Raw genomic sequence first — 17,749 nt, forward strand, 5'->3', positions numbered from 1 at the left:
GTGGCTGATTCTTATTCTTGCGGAAGCGAAAAAAGGGAAAGGGGTGCGGGACCGAAGTCCCGCACCCCTACGGTGCGCAGCGGGTGGGGCCGCTCAGCCGCGACCGCCGTGGGTGCGCTCGAAGGCCGCGAAGGCCGCCTCCTGGCGCCACTCGGTCGCCGCCTTCGGGCTGCTCGCGAGGTAGTTGGCGCAGCGCGCGCTCGGCGAGCCGTCACCGGGGCGGTCGGCCCGGCAGGCCGCCACCACGCGGTAGCCGGAGGGCGCGGTACCGGTCGCCCAGAGGCTGCGGCCGTCGCGGAAGGCGTACTCCAGCGAGGCGCGGGCCAGGTCCTTCAGCTCGGTGTACGACAGGTCGTAGGTCTGGGCCGCGTACTGGTACTCGTGGCTGATGTCGATCCGCGAGACGCCCGGGTCGTCGGTGGACAGCACGATCGGCACCCCGTAGCGCCGGTACGCGTTGAACGGGTGGTCGTCGCCCGCGATGCCGAGGATCTGCTTGTTGCTGGAGAAGGGCACCTCGACCGCGACGTGCCGCCGGGCCATCGTCCGGGCCAGGGCGCGCCAGTCGTCCTCGTGGACCAGGTCGACGCCGTGGCCGATGCGCTCGGCCCCGGCGACCCGTACCGCCTCGTTGATGTGGAAGGTCAGGTCCTCCGGCTTGACCAGGCCGGGCGCCAGCTCACCGGCGTGCAGGGTGAGGTGGGCGCCGGGGTACTGGCCGCGCAGGTACTTCAGCATCCGCATCTGGAGGCTGTAGTTCTCCAGCGAGCTGTCCCAGTCCTCCGGCTGCACGAGGTTGACCGCGACGAACCGGGAGTCGCGCTCGGCCAGCCGCATGCCCACGGCCATCTGCGTGAACACCCGGACCGGCGAACTGCCGCGCGACACCTGGGAGATCCAGCGGACGGGCAGCTTGCAGGCGGGGGCCGGGCGCGCGGTGTCGCAGTGCGCGGCCTTCCGGAACTGGACGTCGGTGTCGTCGGCCTCCTGGACCGCCTCGTCCACCACCTTGTCCAGCTTGCCGCCGGCCAGCAGCTTGCGGTGCAGCGAGGCCAGGTCGGCGTCGTAACCCACCGAGTCGGCCAGCGCCTTGGCGCTGTCCGACGCCGGGCTGACCATGGTCTCCAGATAGAACTGGTTCTGCTTGGCCACGGTGTTCGCGACGTTGGCCAGCATCTTGCCCCGGGTGTACCAGGTGGCCATGCCGAACTTGCCGAACGTGTCGAAGAAGTGGTCGTGCCCGGACTCGTCGGCCGGGAAGTCCTGCATCGACCAGGCCCGGATGATCTGCTGCCGGAACGCGCCGTCCGTCTTCGAGTCGGCGGCGGGCCGGCTGCCGGGGCCGCACGGCGCGGCCACGGCCGTCATCGTCGCGTCGATGCACAGTCCCTGCTCGATCGCCAGCTTCAGCAGGTATTCGGTGGTCACCGCGCCGGACAGGTGGTTGTGCAGATCACCGCCCTTCGGCAGCGCCTTGAAGAAGGCCCGCAGCTGGGCCGGCCGGTTGCGCAGCGAGTCGAGGTGGGCGGCGGTACGGCGCTCGGCCGGCGTCACCGCGCGGGGCGAGGCGTGGCCGGCGGCCCGTACCGCGTCGTCCTGCGCGGGGGCGGCGGCGGTCGCCGGGATCGCGGGGAGCAGGGTCAGCAGCGCGAGCGCACCGCCGAACCCTGCCAGGAGTGGGGACTTGGGACGGCGTGCCGTCCGGTTGGTAGAGATCACCGAGGCATGATCGCGCCCGTCCGGGCCGTTTTTCCCCCGAATGGGACTCAGAGCAGGGGACGTTCACCCGATCGAGTGATGGGGTGGGCATGGGTGGACACCGGGGCCTGTCATGGAAGCTCGAGTCAACTTGACCCGGTCCTGGAGGACCGGGTTTGGAGGTAGCGCCCGACTGGCTGCCGGGTGGGCTCCTCCGTCCAGTCATCCCTTATGGGGTGGCAGGGACGCGTGACTCACGCCCCGCGGTCCACACGGCCTCGCCCTTGCGGGCGAGGTTGTGGGACGCGTTGTCGTCCGCGTCGGCCAGGAACCCGCAGGCCCGGCACGCGAACGTCGCTTGACCGACACGGTTCTTCCGGTCGATGTGACCGCACTCGGAGCACTGCCGGCTGGTGTGGGCCGGATCGACGTACACCAGCGGCACCCCGGCCCGGCGTGCCTTGTACTCCACGAAGGAGGCAAGCTGGTGGAAGCTCCACGAGTGCAGAGATGACCGCTGGTCCTTGCGGAGCCGTACCCGGCTGCGGATGCCCGTCAATTCTTCGAGGGCGATACCGGAGCCGGTGCGTTCAGCGGTGGTGACGATCTTCTTCGAGATGATGTGGTTGACGTTGGCGGTATGCCGGGCTTCCTTCCGCGAACGCTTCTTCAGGAGACACTTCGCGGACTTGGTGCCCTTGGCCTGCAACGTGCGCCGCAGGTCGAGCTGTCGCTTGCGGTGCCGCTTCAGGCCCCGGCCGGCGGCCCGGTACCCGGTCGACGTGGTGGCGATGTTGACGATGCCGAGGTCGACGCCGACGAACCCGTCCGGCTCGTACACCTCGGGCTCGGGGATGTCGCAGACGGCGACGAGGTAGAACACGCCGTCGCGTTCGATCAGGTCCGACTCGCCCCTGCGGTGCTCGCGCAGCATCTTCAACGCGTCCGGCGAGCAGGCGAACCGCACGCCCCTGAGACGTCCGGCCACCGTCCAGACCGACACCGTTGCGGCGTCGTACTGCCAGGACAGGCAACGATCGTCATACGGCTGCGCGGCCCCGGGCCGGAACGTGACCGGCTTCGACTCCGCCCTGATCCGCCGCTTCGAACCCGGCTTTCCCAGGTTCCCCGCCTTGATGTTCGCCTTCAACGTGGTGTAGGCATCACACGTCTTCTTGATGACGTGCTGGGCGGCCTGTGCCCCCAGCCCGCGGGCCTTCAACTCGGTGTAGGTGTGCTTGCGCAGCTCGTACTCACGCGGCACAGTGCGCGGGCTTCGAGACCGAGCTGGTGGAGTTCAACGGCGAACGCGATCACGTCCACCTGCTCGTCCACTACCCGCCCAAGGTCGCCCTGTCCCGACTCGTCGGCAGCCTCAAGGGCGTCTCAGCCCGCAGGCTCCGGCAAGAGTTCCCCGAACACATCCGCAAGTACCTGTGGGGTGACCACTTCTGGTCCCCCTCCTACTTCGCCGCCTCCGCAGGCGGCGCACCGCCGGCAATCATCAAGGAGTACATCGAGAACCAGAAGCGCCCTGGCTGAGACAGACAGTGCAGACCCGCGCTCCGGTGCAGGTCACCCCTATCTTGAGAAGCGATTCCTCCCGGCCGCGTCCGGCGGGCGGCCGATAGATTGCGGGGATGACCGACGCGCCCGTGTTCCCGCCCGAGCCCGGCAGCACCGCCGACGTCGTCCGCACCTGGGACGCCCGCGCGGAGCACTATCTCCGGCTGTTCCGCGACGAGTTGGACGGCAAGCCGTACGACCTGGAGGTGCTGCGCGCGTTCGCGGAGCGGGTCGGTGCCGGTGGCCGGGTGTACGACGCGGGCTGCGGGCCCTGCGGCCATGTCACGGCCCTGCTCGCCTCGTACGGCCTCGACGTGCTCGGCATCGACCTGTCACCCCGCTGTGTCGAACTCGCCCGGCGTGAGCGGCCCGGCCACCGGTTCGCCGTCATGGACCAGGGCGCGCTCACCGGCGGCCCGCTCGACGGGCTGGTCGCGTACTACTCGCTGCACGACCGGCCCAAGCGCGTGCTGCCCGCGACCCTGGCCGGCTGGGCGTCCGCGATCCGCCCCGGCGGTCAGTTGCTGATCGTGGCGAAGGAGGGCACCGCCGACCACGTCATCGACGATCCGCTGGGCAGTGAACTACGCGTCTACTGGGCGGAGTTCACTGCGAACGAGCTGGGCGCGGCGGTCCGGGACGCGGGATTCCGGCTCGACGGCTGCACGGTCCGCGAGGCGTACGAGGGCGAGATCCCGGCCCGTCGCGTCTACCTCGCGGCCGTGCGGTGCTAGCTGTTCGCCCGGAGGAACGCGGTCCAGGCGGTGGGCGGGACGGTGAGGACGGGGCCGTCCGTCACCTTGGAGTCCCGGATGTGTACGGCGGCGGGGTGCGCGGCGACCTCGACGCAGTTGCCGCCCTCGCTGCCGCTGTAGCTGGACTTGCGCCAGTCGTAGGCGACCTCAAGGCAGTCGCCGCCTTCGCTGCCGCTGTAGCTGGACTTGAACCAAATGAGTCCGGTGCCGTGTGCTGCGCGGGTCATCTCTCTCCAAGCAGGTGTTCCATGAGGCGAATGCTCTCTTCGGGTGAGAGCGCCTGCGATCGGAGCATCCCATATTTCTGCTGGAGAACGCTGACTTCGTCCGGGTCATCGACCAGGAAGCTCACGCGTTGACCCTCGATGTAGCCGAGCTGGTCGTGGTCCGGGGTTTCCAGGAGAACCATGGGGCCATCGAGGGCGGCGTGGGTCTCGCGCGATGTCGGCACGATCTGGAGACTCAGGATGGGGAGATCGGCATACCTGCGCAGGCACTCGATCTGCTCGCGCAGGACGCTCGCCCCTCCGATGGGCCGGTGGAGGATGGACTCCTCCAGGAGGAAGCTGAGCAAGGGGCGGGGCTTGCGCGCCAGGAGAGCCTGCCGCCCCATCCGGTCGGCCACCCGTGCGTCGATCTCCTCCGGCTCTATGGGCGGGCAGAGCGAAGCGAAGACGGCGCGCGCGTACTCCTCGGTCTGGAGGAGCCCCGGCACGACCTGATTCTGGTACGACATCAGCGTCACCGCCTCCTGCTCGTACTCCACGAAGTCCTGGACGAAGGCCGGGAACCGCTCCTTCTGTGGGACCTTCGCCACCGCGACCTGCAAGGCCCCCTTGGTTTCCAGGATCTGGTCCAGCAGGATGGCCAGGTCCATCTGGAGCGGGCGCCGTCCCTGCTCGACCGACGCGATCGTGTCCTCGCTGACACGGCTGCGCTCGGCGAGTGCCGACTGCGTTAATCCCGCCGCCCTGCGGAAGGTCGCCAACTGCGCACCGATCAGGTGCCACGACGTCACGCGTTTCCTGCTGTTCTTCCCGCTCTTCATGCAGTGCCTCTCCCCGTCGAGTGCCCTTGATGATCCGTCAGAGGTCGTACATCGGCGTTGTACGACCTGACGCACTGCACGACGGTAGTGACAGCGTGTGACCTTTGCCTCATGAACGAAGTAACTCAACTCCTCGAATCCCGCGAAGCCTTCTACCGCCGTGAGCGCAGGTCCGTGCCGCTCGTACGGAAGTTCGTGGGGCAGGCCCTGGTCGATTGGGCGTGCGAGGAGCGCAAGGTGGACCCGGACGATGTGCTGCTCTGCGTGAGCGAGCTCGCGACCAACGCGCTCGTGCACGGGGTGCCGCCGGGGCGCGGCTTCAAGCTGTTCCTGTACTGGGAGCGCACCGGGGGCCGACTGCGTGTCGAGATGCACGACAGCGGGGACGGCGAGGTGCCGGGGTCGGCCCGGTGGCCGGAGCCCCTGGCGGAGGGTGGGCGCGGGCTGACGCTGGTCGCCGCGCTCGCGGACAAGTGGGGCGTCGGGGAGCGGAACCCGGGGAAGATCGTCTGGTGCGAGTTCGCGGCCCCCGCTCGCGTGCTTGCCGAACCGGCAAGGATGTTTGCCGGGCGGGTCGGGCGGGGCGCACCATCGCCGCAGATGGAGGTGCGCGCATGAGCGACATGACGCAGATGTACGACGTAGTGGTGGTCGGCGGCGGGGCCGCCGGGCTGAGCGGGGCCCTGGCGCTGGGCCGGGCACGGCGCTCGGTGCTGGTGATCGACTCGGGCAGCCCGCGCAACGCGCCCGCGTCCCACATGCACAACTACCTGGGCCGCGAGGGCACCCCGCCCTCGGAACTCCTGGCGATCGGCCGGGCGGAGGTGGCCGCGTACGGCGTGGAGATCAGGAGCGGTGAGGCCGTGGTGGCCGAACGGCTGCCGGACGGCGCGTACCGGGTGGTGTGCGCGGACGGGACGGCCGTCACGGCGCGCCGGCTCCTGGTGACGACCGGGCTGACCGACGAACTCCCGCCGGTCGAGGGCCTGGCCGAACGGTGGGGCCGCGACGTGCTGCACTGCCCGTACTGCCACGGCTGGGAGGTGCGGGACACGGCGATCGGCGTCATCGCGACGAGCCCCATGGCCGTGCATCAGGCGCTGCTGTGGCGGCAGTGGAGCGACGACATCACTCTCTTCCTGCACCGGGGCCCGGAGCCGACCGAGGAGGAGTACGGGCAGCTGGCGGCGCGCGGGATCGCCGTCGTGGACGGCGAGGTCGCCGGGCTGGAGGTGAGCGGCGACCGGCTGACCGGGGTGCGGCTCGCGGACGGCCGGGTGGTCGAGCGGTCGGCCGTGGTCGTGCAGCCCCGGTTCACCGCGCGGTCCGGGCTGCTGGAGAGCCTGGGGCTGCGGCCGGTGGCGACGGAGGTGGCCGGGCAGACGATCGGCTCCTCCGTCGAGGCGGACCCGACCGGCCTTACGGCGGCGGCCGGTGTCTGGGTGGCGGGGAACGTGACCGGGCTGATGGACCAGGTGATCGTCGCGGCGGCGGCCGGGCTGAAGGCGGGCGCGGCCATCAACGGGGACCTCGTCACGGAGGACACCCGGCGCGCGGTGGAGGCCGGCGACGAGCCGTCCGACGCGCGGCTGTGGGACGACCGGTACCGCGAGAGCGACCGGATCTGGAGCGGGAATCCCAACACCGTGCTGGTCCGCGAGGCCGGCGAGCTGAAGCCGGGCCGGGCGCTCGACCTGGGCTGCGGGGAGGGCGCCGACGCGGTGTGGCTGGCCCGCCGGGGCTGGCAGGTCACCGCGACGGACATCTCCCGGGTGGCGCTGGCGCGGGCCGCCGGGCACGCGGCGGAGGCGGGCGTCGCCGACCGGGTGGGCTGGCGCTTCTGCGACCTGGGCGTCTCGTTCCCCGAGGGGGAGTACGACCTCGTCTCGGCGCACTACCTGCACTCCATGGGCGACCTGCCGCGCGAGCGCATCCTGCACCGGGCGGCGCGCGCGGTGGCTCCCGGCGGGGTGCTGCTGATCGTGGGCCACGCGGGCTTCCCGGCCTGGGACCACCATCACGCGGCCATGCACTTCCCGACCCCGGACGAGGTGCTGGCCTCGCTGGAGCTGCCCGAGGGGGAGTGGGAGGTGCTGCTCAGCGAGGAGTTCGAGCGCGCCCAGAACGACCCGGACGGCAACCCCACCACCCGTACGGACAACGCGCTCAAGATCCGGCGGCGGTGAGCCACGTATAGGACCGGAACTGACCTATACGGCTTCTAAAGTCGTTTCTGACGGCGGAACGGGAACGACGGAAGGCAGCACATCATGAACGCCAGCAGCGAGAAGACCGCGTCGACCGGCTCGGACGAGCACGCGGAGTTCCTCCAGGCGCTCGGCGCGCACCGGGACTTCCTGCGGTTCACCGCCCGCGACCTGACCGACGAGCAGGCCGGGCAGCGGACCACGGCGAGCGAGCTGTGCGTCGGCGGCCTCATCAAGCACGTCACCGCGGTCGAGCGGGGCTGGGTGGGCTTCATCGAGAAGGGCCCCTCGGCGATGCCGGACTTCAGCGAGCTGACGGAGGCCGACTACCAGAAGCGGGCGGACGAGTTCCGGATGCTGCCGGGGGAGACCCTGGCCGGTGTGCTGAACGCCTACGCCGAGACGGCCGCCCGCACCGACGCGCTGGTCGCGTCCCTGCCCGACCTGGGGCTCTCGCACCCCCTGCCGAAGGCCCCGTGGTTCGAGGCGGACGCGCACTGGTCGGTCCGCCGCGTACTGATGCACATCATCGCCGAGACCGCCCAGCACGCCGGCCACGCCGACATCATCCGCGAGGCCCTGGACGGTCAGAAGACGATGGGCTGACGGGGGACACCACCGCGCCCGCCGCCCGCTCCCGACAGGGGAGGGGCGGCGGGCGCGGTGTGTGGTGCGCGGGTCAGGCGGACTCGGCGGCCGTCTTGATGGCGGAGATGTCGAAGTTCAGCTTCACCTTGTCGCTGACCATCACACCGCCGGTCTCCAGCGCCGCGTTCCAGGTCAGGCCCCAGTCGGAGCGCAGGATCTCGGCGCTGCCCTCGAAGCCGACGCGCTCGTTGCCGTAGACGTCGGTGGCGGAGCCGTTGAACTCCAGGTCGATGGCGAGCGGACGGGTCACGTCCTTGATGGTGAGGTCGCCCGTGACGCGGTACTTCTCGCCGCCGAGCTGCTCGGCGGAGGTCGAGCGGAACGTCATCAGGGGGAACTTCCCGGCGTCGAAGAAGTCGCCGCTCACCAGGTGGCCGTCGCGGTCCTTGATGCCGGTGTCCACGCTGGCGATCTTCACGTCGATCGAGGCCGTCGAGTTGGCCGGGTCGCTGCCGTCCAGCTTGAGGGAACCCTCGTGCTCGGCGAAGGAGCCGCGTACGTTGGTCACCATGGCGTGACGCACGGTGAAGCCGATGCTGCTGTGCGCCGGGTCGATCGTGTAGTCGCCGGTGAGGGCGGCCAGGGCGGGGTCGACCTCGGCCGTGGTCACGGCGGTGGCGGCGGTGTCGTTCTTGCGGTTGAACAGAGCCATGGCTCCTCCTCGGGGACGAGGTCGAGAGCGGGCCCGACCTGTTGTTTAACCTTCAATGAGATTCACTGTAGACCCATCTTGTTCAAAGTTCAACATCTGCTGGCCGGGCATCGCCTGACGTCAGGAACCGACACTCACCGTGAACCGCCTCGGGTTGCCGTCGTTCGCCGCCTCCGATACGTCCGGCTGCCCCTCCGGCCGTACGTCGTCGTACGGGAACGCGTAACCGATCGGACTGTTGGCGTGGACGATCCGGGACCAGTGGTTGGTCACCGCGCCCCGGTAGTAGTCGGCCGCCGAGGTGCCGTTCGGCTGGTCCGGGTGGCTGAGCATGATCGAGCGGTTGAAGCCCGCCGCGAGCCGCGCCAGCAGCGCCTTCTTGTCGTCGCTGTCCGCCGGGTTGTTGGTGAACGGCCCGTGGTTGCAGGTGAAGACGTCCTTCGAGGACGGCCGGGCGAAGGTGTGCCCGCCCTCGAACACCAGCGTGTCGCCGCTCACCCGGCCGGTACGCACGCCCCGCCCGCCCTGGAGGTCGATCCGCAGGTCCGTCGAGCGGTACTTCTCCCAGACCTGGTCGACGTACCCCGTGAACAGATCGCGGAACGGCATCAGGTCCGGCCGGTCGAAGTAGGGCGCCATCAGGTTCTGCGGAGAGATGACCCGCAGCACGCTGCCGTTCGCGCCGCGGGTCACCAGCTTGTCCCAGGGCCGGCCGTCGGCGGCCGCCTGGGCGACGAGGCCGTCGGCGATCCGCCGTACGGCGCCGGCGGGGAGCGGGGCGACCGTGCGCGTGGAGTCGCCCTCCAGGGTCAGGCCGATCGGCAGCGCGGTCACCAGATCGACGTAGCTGATGTTCGCGTACAACTGCTGCGGGTTGAACGTGAACTCGCAGAACGACCAGGTGCGTCCGTAGTTCGGGTCCGCCGGGGTCGCGAAGGCCGGCTCGACCAGGGCGGGCCCCGGATTGAGGAAGAAGTCCAGGGTGTCGTCCCGCACGAAGTACACCCGCGCCCCGAACATCTGAGGCAGCGTCAGCACCACGGGCGCGCCGCCCGCCCCGTTCAGCGGGATCGCGCAGTCCACCGCCGGCGGGGTCTGCGGGGCGGCCGGGGAGTCCGGCCGGTAGACCCCGCCGCCGGGCCGCAGCAGGACCCAGCGGCCGGTGGACTGCTCGTGGCCGGTGACTTAGGCGTTGACGCGCCCCGGCGACGAGCGGTTGACCAGGGCCGGTTCACAGGTGGCGGCGGACGCCGACGCCACCGGGCCGAGGGCGCTGCCCCACAGGGGGTGGGCCAGCGTGGTGGCGGCGGCGGCCGAGCCGGTCAGAAACTTCCGGCGCGAGAACATACGGCGACTCCCGAGTGGGTGGGGGGTGGGGGTGCGACCACGGTGGGGGGTGGAGGTGTGACCACTTTCGCGAGGCCCGGCAAAGCCGTCAAGACTTATCGCTGAGAGCGCTCTCAAAAAGAGGAAGTCTTCACAACTCGACGCTGCCCGACGGCACTTGGGCCATCCGGACTCCACCGAGCCCCCGGTTGTGATCAGAAGCCGAACACGGTGTCCGGTCACCGGAACCACAGGTCCGCACCCCGTTGTGCGCGGACCCTGGGAAGGAACGGCCACCCGCGCGTACGCTCGGGAACCATGGGGGAGCTGAGAGCGGACTGGCGGCTGCGGCTGCGCCCGGACGGCCCGGAGAACGCGGTGTGCGGGGCCGGCGTCCTGATCACCCAGGACCGCGTCCTGACCTGCGCCCACGTGGTCGGCGACCCGCACGCCCGGATGTGGGTGGAGTTCGCCGAGAACCCCGCCATCCCCCCGGTCGCCGCCCGCGTCGCCCCGGACGGCTGGCTGCCCGGCCGCGCGGGGCCCGACCGCGAGGACATCGCCGTGCTCGCCCTGGACAGCCCCCGCCCCCAGGCCCGCCCCGCCCCGCTCGCCCGGCACCTCGAACGCGGCGCCGAGGTCTGGCTCGGCGGCTACGCCGCGCCCTTCGACGCCGACGGCATGTGGCTCTCCGGCCGGATCAGCGGACTCCACGGCGACTGGGTCCAGCTCGACGCCCGCACCAACGCCGAGGTGGTGCGCCCCGGCTTCAGCGGCGCCGCCGTCCACACCGGCCGCCGGAACGCCCGCCCCGAACACGTCGTCGGCCTCGTCGTCAGCTGGCGCGGCGACCTGGAGCGCGAGCTGCCCACCGACAACGACCTCGCCTTCTCGTACATGATCCCCGTCGACCGCATCGCCCGGCTCGTCCCGCTGGTCGCCGAGCTGAGCGGCCCGGACGGCTGGGACCACGCCCTGGCCGACCGGCTGCGCCGCTGGTTCGCGGGCACCGACCAGCCCGCCGTCCGCTTCACCGTCGTCCCGGCCGGCGGCGGCCGGGACCGCACCCTGCTCCACCAGCTGCACCGCGCCCACCTCATCCACCGGGGCGGACAGGGCCGCCCCGACGCACTGGTGGACGCCCTCGTCGCCCGGCTCCGGCCGCCCCAGCACCAGCGCAACCGCTACCGCGACTGGCTCCTGGAAGGCGGCGACGAACCCGAACGCTCCCTGGCCGGCCCACCCGCCGCCACCGGCCCGGTCCTCGCGGTGATCGGCCTGGACGAGGACCCCGACCCGGCCGGCCTCGTCCGGGTCCTGGCCCGCGTGCGCACCCTCGGCTTCCGGCTGCTGATCGTCGTGCGCGGCACCGAGGGGCCCGGACTCGACGCGGTGCAGAGCGAACTGCTCGTCCCCGCCCTGGACGAGCGCGCCGAGGAACTGCTGCGCCGGGCGGAGCACCTGGAACGCGTCTGGCTCCGCCTCGGCGCCCTCACCGACTCCGCCTCCGCCCCGCCCCGGCCCGGCGCCGACCCCGCCATCCGCCGGCGCCGCCTGCACGACCTGCGCGCGCTCCCCGACCCCCACGACCGGCTGGCCGCGCTCAAACAGCTCTTACGCGACTTACGCGCCGACCTCACGGCTACCGCCGGCCACCCCGGACCGGCCGGCCCCGGCCTCCCGGACCAGCGCACCGGCCCCGCGGGGCGCCCATGAGGATTCCCTGCCCGCACCGCCGCTTCACCGGCGCCCCCTGCGACGGCGCCGTCCTGCCCACCGGGCACTGCGACACCTGCGGCCGCGACGAGACCGCCCCCGGCCTCCCGCCCCTGCCCGCCGCCCCCGAGGACCACGGCCCCGCCGGACTCCTCGAACTCCCGCTCCTCGATCCGGGCAGCCCCGCCGAACGCCTGGCCGCCGCCGAGCAGCCGGTCCGCGTCGTGATGACCTGCTCCGCCAAGGCGTGCGGCACCGCCTTCGTCCCGCCCCACACCGCCGCCCCGCCCCCGGACGAGGGCTACTGCCCGGTCTGCGGGGCGCCCTACTCCTACCGCCCCGAACTCACCAGGGACGGGCCGCCGCTCCAGGACCAGTACCGCATCCGGGGCCCCATCGCACACGGCGGCCAGGGCTGGGTCTACCTCGCCGAGGACACCCACCTGGAGGACTTCGTCGCCGTCAAGGGCCTCCTCAACCGCTACGCCGAGCGCGGCGCCGCCCAGGCCGGCGAGGAACGCCGCAGCCTGGTCGCCATCCGGCACGAACGCATCGTCCAGATCCGCGACTTCGTCTCCACCACCAACGAGGACGGCACCGTATCCGGCGGCTACATCGTGATGGAGGACGTCGGCGACCGCACCCTGTCCGCCGTCGTCGAATCCGTCCGCCGGGGCACCTTCGTCCTCGACATCGAGCACGTCCTCACCTACGGCTGCCAGATGCTGGAGGCCCTCTCCCATCTGCACGGCATGGGCTTCCTCTACGGGGACATGAAGCCGTCCAACGTCATCCACCACCTCGACGGCATCAAGGTCATCGACCTCGGCGGCGTCCGCAAGGCCGGCAGCGCCGACCCGCCGCCCGTCATCACCCCCTACTTCGCCGCCCCCGAGACGGACGGCACCCAGCCCCTCACCGTCGCCCACGACGTGCACACCGTCGGCGTCACCCTCGCCGAACTCGCCCGCTGGGCGGTCGGCGACGACGTACCCGGACTCGGCATCAGCTCCTTCCGGCTCGCCGTCGCCCGCGCCACCGCCGAGGACCCCGAGCAGCGGTTCGGCACCGCCGACGACATGGCCGGGCAACTGCGCGGGGTACTGCGCGAGATCCGCGCCCTGCGCGGCAAACGCGACCAGCCCGAGCCCTCCGCCCACTTCACGCCCTCCGCCGAACTCCTCGGCGCCCGCCTGGGCTCCGTCCCCGACTACGCCCAGTGGCTGCGCCGCCCGCCGCACCGCCGCCGCGATGCCCCGCCCGCCCCCGCCCTCGACCCCGGCACGCCCACCCCCACCGAGATCGCCCGCCGCCTCCCGGTGCCCCGGCCCTACCCCGGCGACCCGCAGGCAGCCCGCTTCGGCGTCAGCAGCTACGACCCCGCCCAGCCGCTCGCCCAGCCCGCCACCGGCGAGCGGTCCGTCGAGATCTGCCTGCACAACGCCCGGCTGCTGCTCGGCCAGGAGGGCGGCGAAGCACTGGCCGCCGCCCACGAACAGGTCGAGGCGGCGGCGGCCATCCCCGGCCCCGGACCGGTCCGGCAGTGGCGGCTCGGCTGGCACCGCGGCCTGGTCGCGCTGCGCGGCGCCGACGTACGGCCCGAGGAACGCGCGGAACTGCTGGCCGCCGCCCACCACCACTTCGCCGCCGTGCACCGGGCCCTGCCCGGCGAGTACGCCGCCAAACTGGCCCTCGCCTACAGCGCCGAACAACTCGGCCCCGCCGGCGGCCCGTCGCCCGGCCCGTCCGCGTACGAACTCTTCCGCGCGGTGCACGCCCGCAACCCCTCGCACGTCGGCGCCGCCCTGGGCCTGGCCCGGCTCGCCCTCGCACGCGGCGACCGGGCCGCCGCCGTCGCCGTCCTGGACCTCGTCCCCGACGAGTCCCGCGACCACACCGTCGCCCGCGTCGCCGCCCTGCGCATCCGGGCGGCCCGGCTCGCTGCGGGGGAGCACCCGCTGCCCGGCGAGGCGGAGATCGACGCCGCCCTGGCCGGCCTCGGACCCGTCGCCGCCGGGGACGAGGCCGCCTGGCTGCTGCGCACCGAGCTGTACGAGTGGAAGCTCGACGCCGTACGCGCCGCCGGCGTCCCCGCGCCCCGCCGCACCTGGCCGCGCCGGGGCCTGCCGCCCCCGCCCGTGCCCGGCGAACGGGCGGTCCGCGCCGAACTGGAGCAGTGCTACCGCTGGCTCGCCCGCCAGCGGCTGCGGCCCGAGGAGCACGAACACCTCATCGACCTCTCCCACGCGGTCCGGCCGCAGACCAGGTTCTGAGCCGCCCGCCCCACAACCGCCCGCCCCGCACCGCGGGCGCCCGCAGCCGGACGGCTGCCGCGCCCGGTGCCGCACCCCTGGAGAACCCGCCCATGGCCGCTCCCGCCCCGCCGCCGGCCGGACTCGCCTTCGCCGTGTCCGTCGACGTCCGGCGCGACCAGCAGCCGCACCACGACAGCCGCGTCGACGTCCACGTCCGGATCAAGGCCACCGGCACCGGCCCCCGCGACCGGCGCCCCGCCGTCGAACTCGCCGTCGTCATCGCCCTGGACGTCGCCCCCGCCCGCAGGGGCGCCGCCGCCACCGCCCTCGCCGCCGCCCTGCGCACCCTGCCCGACGGACTGTCCTTCGCTGTGCTCGGCGGCTCCGGGGACGACGGGCCCGCCCGCTGCTACCCGCTGCGCGGCCACTGGGCGCTCGCCGACCCCGACGAACGGCGCCGCGCCGCCTTCAGCGCCGGCCGTCTCCCCGCGACCCCCGACGACCGCCCGCCGCCCGGCTACGGCCGCTGGCTCGCCGCCGCCCGCGACCTGTTCGCCCACCGCCCCCTGCCCGTACGCCACCTGATCCTCGTCACCGACGGCGGCGGCCACGACCCGGCCGACGAACCGGACCGGGACGACAGCCCACTGCGCGCCGAACTCGCCGCCTGCGCCGGGGCGTTCAGCGCCGACGTGCTGGCCATCGGCACCGACTGGGACCCCGCCCCGCTGCTCGCCCTCACCGAAGCCCTGCACGGCACCGCCGACACCGCGCCCGACCGGTTCGCCCCCGCCGTCACCGCGGCCCTGCGGCGGCTGCGCCGGGTCCGCAGCCCCGAACTGCCCGTCGTCGTCACCGCCCGCCCCGCCGTGACCGGGGTGACGCTGACCGAGACCGCGCCCCGGCCCCTCCTGCTCACCGCCGCCACCCCACCCGGGAACCCCCACCGGTACGCGTTCGCCACCCACCAGTGGGAGCCCGGCACCCGCGACTACCTCCTCACCCTGGCCGCCGACGCGAGCGCCGAACCGCTCGGCGTGCTGCTCCAGCTGGTCGCCGTCTCCGTCGGTGACACCGCCGCCCCGCTCCTGGTCCGCTGGCTGCCGCCCGGCGTCGCGGTCGGCGCGGGCGGCACCGGACCCGGAGCCGGGGGCGGCGGGGACGTCGGGGGAGGCACCGTCGACGCGGTCAACGCGGCGACCCGGATGCGCGCCGCCCTCAACCGCGGCTACGCCGCCCTGGACCCGATGAGCCGCGAGGAGGCCGAGCAGCAGTTCGGCCTCGCCGTCCGGCTCGCCCACGAGATCGGCGCCGCCTGGGTCCTGGCCGATGTCCGCAGGGTCGCCGACATCCTCGACGGCGCCCGCGGCCTCGTCCGGGTCGGCCCGACCGTCGACCGGGGGACCGTCCGCGAGGGACGGCTGCACGTCGCGTCCGGCCATCTGCTCGACCTGCCCGCCCACCCCGCCGGCACCCCCCGCGCCTGCCCGGGCTGCCGCCACCTCGCCGGGCCGCACGCCCGGTACTGCATCGCCTGCGGGAGGCCCCTGTGACCCGCATCCTCCGGGCCCGCCGGCGCACCGGCTCACGCACCCGGCGCCTGCTCGAACTCCACCTCCTCGTCGCCGTGCTCTCCGCCCTCCTGTCCGTCACCGCCCTGCTCGTCTCGTACCGCGAGGTGCAGAACGCCGCCGGCGAGATGCGCACCCACGCCGCGCCCGCCGTCCAGGGCGTGGCCTCCACCCAGCTCGCCCTGCTCCGCGCCCACCAGGAGGCCGTCACCTCCGTGTCCACCGGCATCGACCGGGTCGTCGGCGCCGGAGCCCGCTACGAGGCCCAGCTCGCCGCCGCCAACCAGGGCCTGTCCCGGCTCTCCGACGTACAGATCGACGGCGCGCGCGGCCGGGGCGTCCTGGAGACCGTCAACGGCGTGCTGACCTCCTACAGCGGCTCCATCACCCCGGGGACCGCCAAATACGTGGACGACGAGCTGATGCAGGCGCAGAAGCTCGCCGAGGCCGAACGGCAGCTCGACCGCCCCGGCACCGGCGTGGTGCCCCGGCTGGACGTCCTCCAGCACCACCAGATGCAGCGCATGACCCGGATCAGCACCCTGGGCCCCCTCCAGCGCACCGGCTGGGCCCTCGCCGAACTGGGACTGCTGGTCCTCGCCCTGACCCTGCTCAGCGCCCTGCGGCTGCTGCGCACCCGCTGCGGCCGCAGCCTGGACGCGTGGCTGCTCCCGGCGCTGCTGCTGACCGCCGCCCTCGCCGTCGTACCGCTGCGGGCCACCGTCGCCACCCAGCAGCGGCTGGACACCGCACGCCACGGACTGACCGCCATCCAGGAACGGGCCGCCATCCAGGAACGGGCCGCCGACCACGACCGCCTCCCCGAGGCCCAGTCCTACGTCACCCGCACCTCGCTCGACCTGCGCGACCGGCTGGCCGCCGAGAGCTGGCAGGGCTGGACCTACTACGGGGCGCTCGGCGCGGGCACCCTCGTCCTGCTGCTGCCGGTCGCCGGCCTCGGCCGCAGGCTCACCGCCGACTACTACTGGAGGGCCGGATGAGACGCCCGCCACGGGCGCTCCTGCTCGTCCTCGCCCTGCTGCTCACCGCCACCGGCTGCGGCCTCGCGGCCCCCGGCGGCGCCGACGCCGAACCGAAGGTCACCATCCTCGGCCCCTGGACCGACACCCAGGAGGAACAGTTCAAGGACGTCCTGGACGGCCTCGGCATCCCGTACACGTACCAGGGCACCGCGGCCACCCGCGAGGTGCTGCTCGCCGAGGTCCAGGCCGGCAACCCGCCGGACATCGCGATCCTGCCCGGCGTCGGCGAACTCGTCGAGTACGCCGAGGAGGACCGGCTCCAGCCGCTGACCGGCCTGTACGACGAGAAGGAGTACGGCAGGCCGTGGCTGCCCGACGCCGGGGGCCTGGACGAGCACCTGTGGGTGCCGCTCAAGGTGGACCTCAAATCCATCGTCTGGTTCCGCAAGGGCGAGATCCCGCCGGACCGGCCCGCCCCGCTGCGCGACTGGTGCCTGGCCATGGGCGACGACGGCTCATCCGGCTGGCCCGGCAGCGACTGGATCGAGGACCTCCTCCTCCAGCAGGCCGGCCCCGTGCTGTACGCCCGCTGGGCGACCGGCGAGCTGGAGTGGACCGCCCCGCAGGTGCAGCGGGCCTGGCGCACCTGGGCCGGGCTGCTGGCCCAGGGCCCGGACGCGCTGCGCGAGGCCGTCCTCACCGGCGACCACCGGGGCGAGGAGGGCGGGCACGGGCTGCTTTTCGGCCCCGGCGGCTGCTCCCTGGAACACCAGGGCTCCTTCGCCCGCGCCCTCTACGGCGACCGGGGGGACCGGGCCGACTTCGTGGACTCGGCGCGGCTGCTGCCCGGCGGACCGTACAAGGTGAGGGCGCACGAGGTCTCCGCCGACTTCGCGGCGCTGTTCGGCAAGGGCGACCGGGCCCGCGCGCTGCTCAAGCGGCTCACCTCCGAGCAGGCGCAGCAGGAGTGGGCCCGCGAGGGCGGGGTATTCTCGGCGAACTCCGCGGTCCCGTCGCACGCGGGCGCGGTGGCGGCGAAGGTGGGCCGGCGCCTGACGGGCCAGCGGGTGCCGCTGTGCCTGGACGCCTCGGACGTGATGCCGGCGGCGGTGCGGGACGCCTTCTACGAGGCCGTCCTGCTGACGGTGGCGCATCCCGGGGAGCCGGTGCTTCCGCGCCTGAAGGACATCCAGAAGGTGCAGGGGGAACAGCCCGCCACCATTCCCCGGCTCACCGGCGTGTGCGGCAGGCCACAGTGAACACTTTGTGAGACCTCCACAAACGACGCCGGGTACCGGCTGGTACTTCGCCTGCATCGTCGTGG

General features: G+C 73.0%; 13 protein-coding genes and 3 pseudogenes. 10 read left to right on the plus strand and 6 right to left on the minus strand.

Annotated elements, in window-relative coordinates; genetic code table 11:
• Window positions 1–93 precede the first annotated feature (93 nt).
• Both DNK56_RS27065 and DNK56_RS27070 read right to left on the minus strand, forming a co-directional pair.
• Window positions 94–1,719, minus strand: a complete 1,626-nt coding sequence (locus tag DNK56_RS27065) for an adenosine deaminase family protein (protein ID WP_111338413.1) — start codon at window positions 1,717–1,719, stop codon at window positions 94–96.
• A 208-nt stretch (window positions 1,720–1,927) separates the two neighbouring features.
• Window positions 1,928–2,968: pseudogene (locus DNK56_RS27070) on the minus strand (RNA-guided endonuclease InsQ/TnpB family protein); the annotation flags it as partial.
• On the opposite strand from DNK56_RS27070, the pseudogene tnpA reads away from it, so the two are divergent.
• Together tnpA and DNK56_RS27080 are read left to right on the plus strand one after the other, a co-directional pair.
• Window positions 2,965–3,240 (plus strand): annotated as a pseudogene (gene tnpA / locus DNK56_RS27075) (IS200/IS605 family transposase); the annotation flags it as partial. The pseudogenes DNK56_RS27070 and tnpA sit on opposite strands and share 4 nt — an antisense overlap.
• A gap of 98 nt (window positions 3,241–3,338) precedes the next feature.
• Window positions 3,339–3,998, plus strand: coding sequence for a class I SAM-dependent methyltransferase (locus DNK56_RS27080; RefSeq protein ID WP_111338414.1), 660 nt, complete (start codon window positions 3,339–3,341; stop codon window positions 3,996–3,998).
• Here DNK56_RS27080 and DNK56_RS27085 read toward each other — a convergent pair.
• Both DNK56_RS27085 and DNK56_RS27090 read right to left on the minus strand, forming a co-directional pair.
• Entirely contained in the window at window positions 3,995–4,246 is a 252-nt protein-coding gene (locus tag DNK56_RS27085) for a DUF397 domain-containing protein (protein ID WP_111338415.1), read from the minus strand. The two genes, DNK56_RS27080 and DNK56_RS27085, sit on opposite strands and share 4 nt — an antisense overlap.
• Window positions 4,243–5,067, minus strand: coding sequence for a helix-turn-helix domain-containing protein (locus DNK56_RS27090; RefSeq protein ID WP_111338416.1), 825 nt, complete (start codon window positions 5,065–5,067; stop codon window positions 4,243–4,245). The genes DNK56_RS27085 and DNK56_RS27090 overlap by 4 nt, the downstream gene beginning before the upstream one ends.
• Before the next feature lie 111 nt (window positions 5,068–5,178).
• Between DNK56_RS27090 and DNK56_RS27095 the strand changes: the two genes are divergently transcribed.
• The 3 genes from DNK56_RS27095 (at window position 5,179) to DNK56_RS27105 (ending at window position 7,880) form a co-directional block, all read left to right on the plus strand.
• The gene (locus DNK56_RS27095) at window positions 5,179–5,685 is read left to right on the plus strand and encodes an ATP-binding protein (RefSeq protein ID WP_111339635.1); all 507 of its coding nucleotides are present in this window, start codon (window positions 5,179–5,181) and stop codon (window positions 5,683–5,685) included.
• Window positions 5,682–7,253: an FAD-dependent oxidoreductase gene (locus DNK56_RS27100; RefSeq protein ID WP_111338417.1), complete on the plus strand. Its 1,572-nt coding sequence runs from the start codon at window positions 5,682–5,684 to the stop codon at window positions 7,251–7,253. The genes DNK56_RS27095 and DNK56_RS27100 overlap by 4 nt, the downstream gene beginning before the upstream one ends.
• A gap of 84 nt (window positions 7,254–7,337) precedes the next feature.
• Window positions 7,338–7,880, plus strand: a complete 543-nt coding sequence (locus DNK56_RS27105; RefSeq protein ID WP_111338418.1) for a DinB family protein — start codon at window positions 7,338–7,340, stop codon at window positions 7,878–7,880.
• Window positions 7,881–7,953: 73 nt separating this feature from the next.
• Here DNK56_RS27105 and DNK56_RS27110 read toward each other — a convergent pair whose 3' ends face one another.
• Together DNK56_RS27110 and DNK56_RS27115 are read right to left on the minus strand one after the other, a co-directional pair.
• Complete coding sequence (locus DNK56_RS27110) at window positions 7,954–8,574, minus strand: YceI family protein (RefSeq protein ID WP_111338419.1); 621 nt, start codon at window positions 8,572–8,574, stop codon at window positions 7,954–7,956.
• 120 nt (window positions 8,575–8,694) lie between these two features.
• Window positions 8,695–9,921 (minus strand): annotated as a pseudogene (locus tag DNK56_RS27115) (glycoside hydrolase family 64 protein).
• Window positions 9,922–10,218: 297 nt separating this feature from the next.
• Between DNK56_RS27115 and DNK56_RS27120 the strand changes: the two are divergent.
• From DNK56_RS27120 to DNK56_RS27140, 5 genes are all read left to right on the plus strand, one after another.
• Window positions 10,219–11,616: a S1 family peptidase gene (locus DNK56_RS27120; protein ID WP_111338420.1), complete on the plus strand. Its 1,398-nt coding sequence runs from the start codon at window positions 10,219–10,221 to the stop codon at window positions 11,614–11,616.
• Complete coding sequence (locus DNK56_RS27125) at window positions 11,613–13,889, plus strand: serine/threonine protein kinase (protein ID WP_111338421.1); 2,277 nt, start codon at window positions 11,613–11,615, stop codon at window positions 13,887–13,889. Before DNK56_RS27120 ends, DNK56_RS27125 begins: the two co-directional genes overlap by 4 nt.
• Before the next feature lie 92 nt (window positions 13,890–13,981).
• The gene (locus tag DNK56_RS27130) at window positions 13,982–15,424 is read left to right on the plus strand and encodes a hypothetical protein (RefSeq protein WP_111338422.1); all 1,443 of its coding nucleotides are present in this window, start codon (window positions 13,982–13,984) and stop codon (window positions 15,422–15,424) included.
• Window positions 15,421–16,443: a hypothetical protein gene (locus DNK56_RS27135; protein ID WP_241990101.1), complete on the plus strand. Its 1,023-nt coding sequence runs from the start codon at window positions 15,421–15,423 to the stop codon at window positions 16,441–16,443. The genes DNK56_RS27130 and DNK56_RS27135 overlap by 4 nt, the downstream gene beginning before the upstream one ends.
• Window positions 16,440–17,684 (plus strand): ABC transporter substrate-binding protein, encoded by a 1,245-nt coding sequence (locus tag DNK56_RS27140; protein WP_111338424.1) that lies wholly within the window; start codon window positions 16,440–16,442, stop codon window positions 17,682–17,684. Before DNK56_RS27135 ends, DNK56_RS27140 begins: the two co-directional genes overlap by 4 nt.
• The last annotated feature ends 65 nt before the right edge of the window (window positions 17,685–17,749 follow it).

Source organism: Streptomyces sp. AC1-42W, assembly GCF_003248355.1.
Lineage (GTDB): Bacteria > Actinomycetota > Actinomycetes > Streptomycetales > Streptomycetaceae > Streptomyces.

Coding starts and splice junctions, on each gene's coding strand:
- DNK56_RS27080 (WP_111338414.1), top strand. CDS start 3,339: ATGACCGACGCGCCCGTGTTCCCGCCCGAGCCCGGCAGCACCGCCGAC.
- DNK56_RS27085 (WP_111338415.1), bottom strand. CDS start 4,246: ATGACCCGCGCAGCACACGGCACCGGACTCATTTGGTTCAAGTCCAGC.
- DNK56_RS27090 (WP_111338416.1), bottom strand. CDS start 5,067: ATGAAGAGCGGGAAGAACAGCAGGAAACGCGTGACGTCGTGGCACCTG.
- DNK56_RS27095 (WP_111339635.1), top strand. CDS start 5,179: ATGAACGAAGTAACTCAACTCCTCGAATCCCGCGAAGCCTTCTACCGC.
- DNK56_RS27100 (WP_111338417.1), top strand. CDS start 5,682: ATGAGCGACATGACGCAGATGTACGACGTAGTGGTGGTCGGCGGCGGG.
- DNK56_RS27105 (WP_111338418.1), top strand. CDS start 7,338: ATGAACGCCAGCAGCGAGAAGACCGCGTCGACCGGCTCGGACGAGCAC.
- DNK56_RS27110 (WP_111338419.1), bottom strand. CDS start 8,574: ATGGCTCTGTTCAACCGCAAGAACGACACCGCCGCCACCGCCGTGACC.
- DNK56_RS27120 (WP_111338420.1), top strand. CDS start 10,219: ATGGGGGAGCTGAGAGCGGACTGGCGGCTGCGGCTGCGCCCGGACGGC.
- DNK56_RS27125 (WP_111338421.1), top strand. CDS start 11,613: ATGAGGATTCCCTGCCCGCACCGCCGCTTCACCGGCGCCCCCTGCGAC.
- DNK56_RS27130 (WP_111338422.1), top strand. CDS start 13,982: ATGGCCGCTCCCGCCCCGCCGCCGGCCGGACTCGCCTTCGCCGTGTCC.
- DNK56_RS27140 (WP_111338424.1), top strand. CDS start 16,440: ATGAGACGCCCGCCACGGGCGCTCCTGCTCGTCCTCGCCCTGCTGCTC.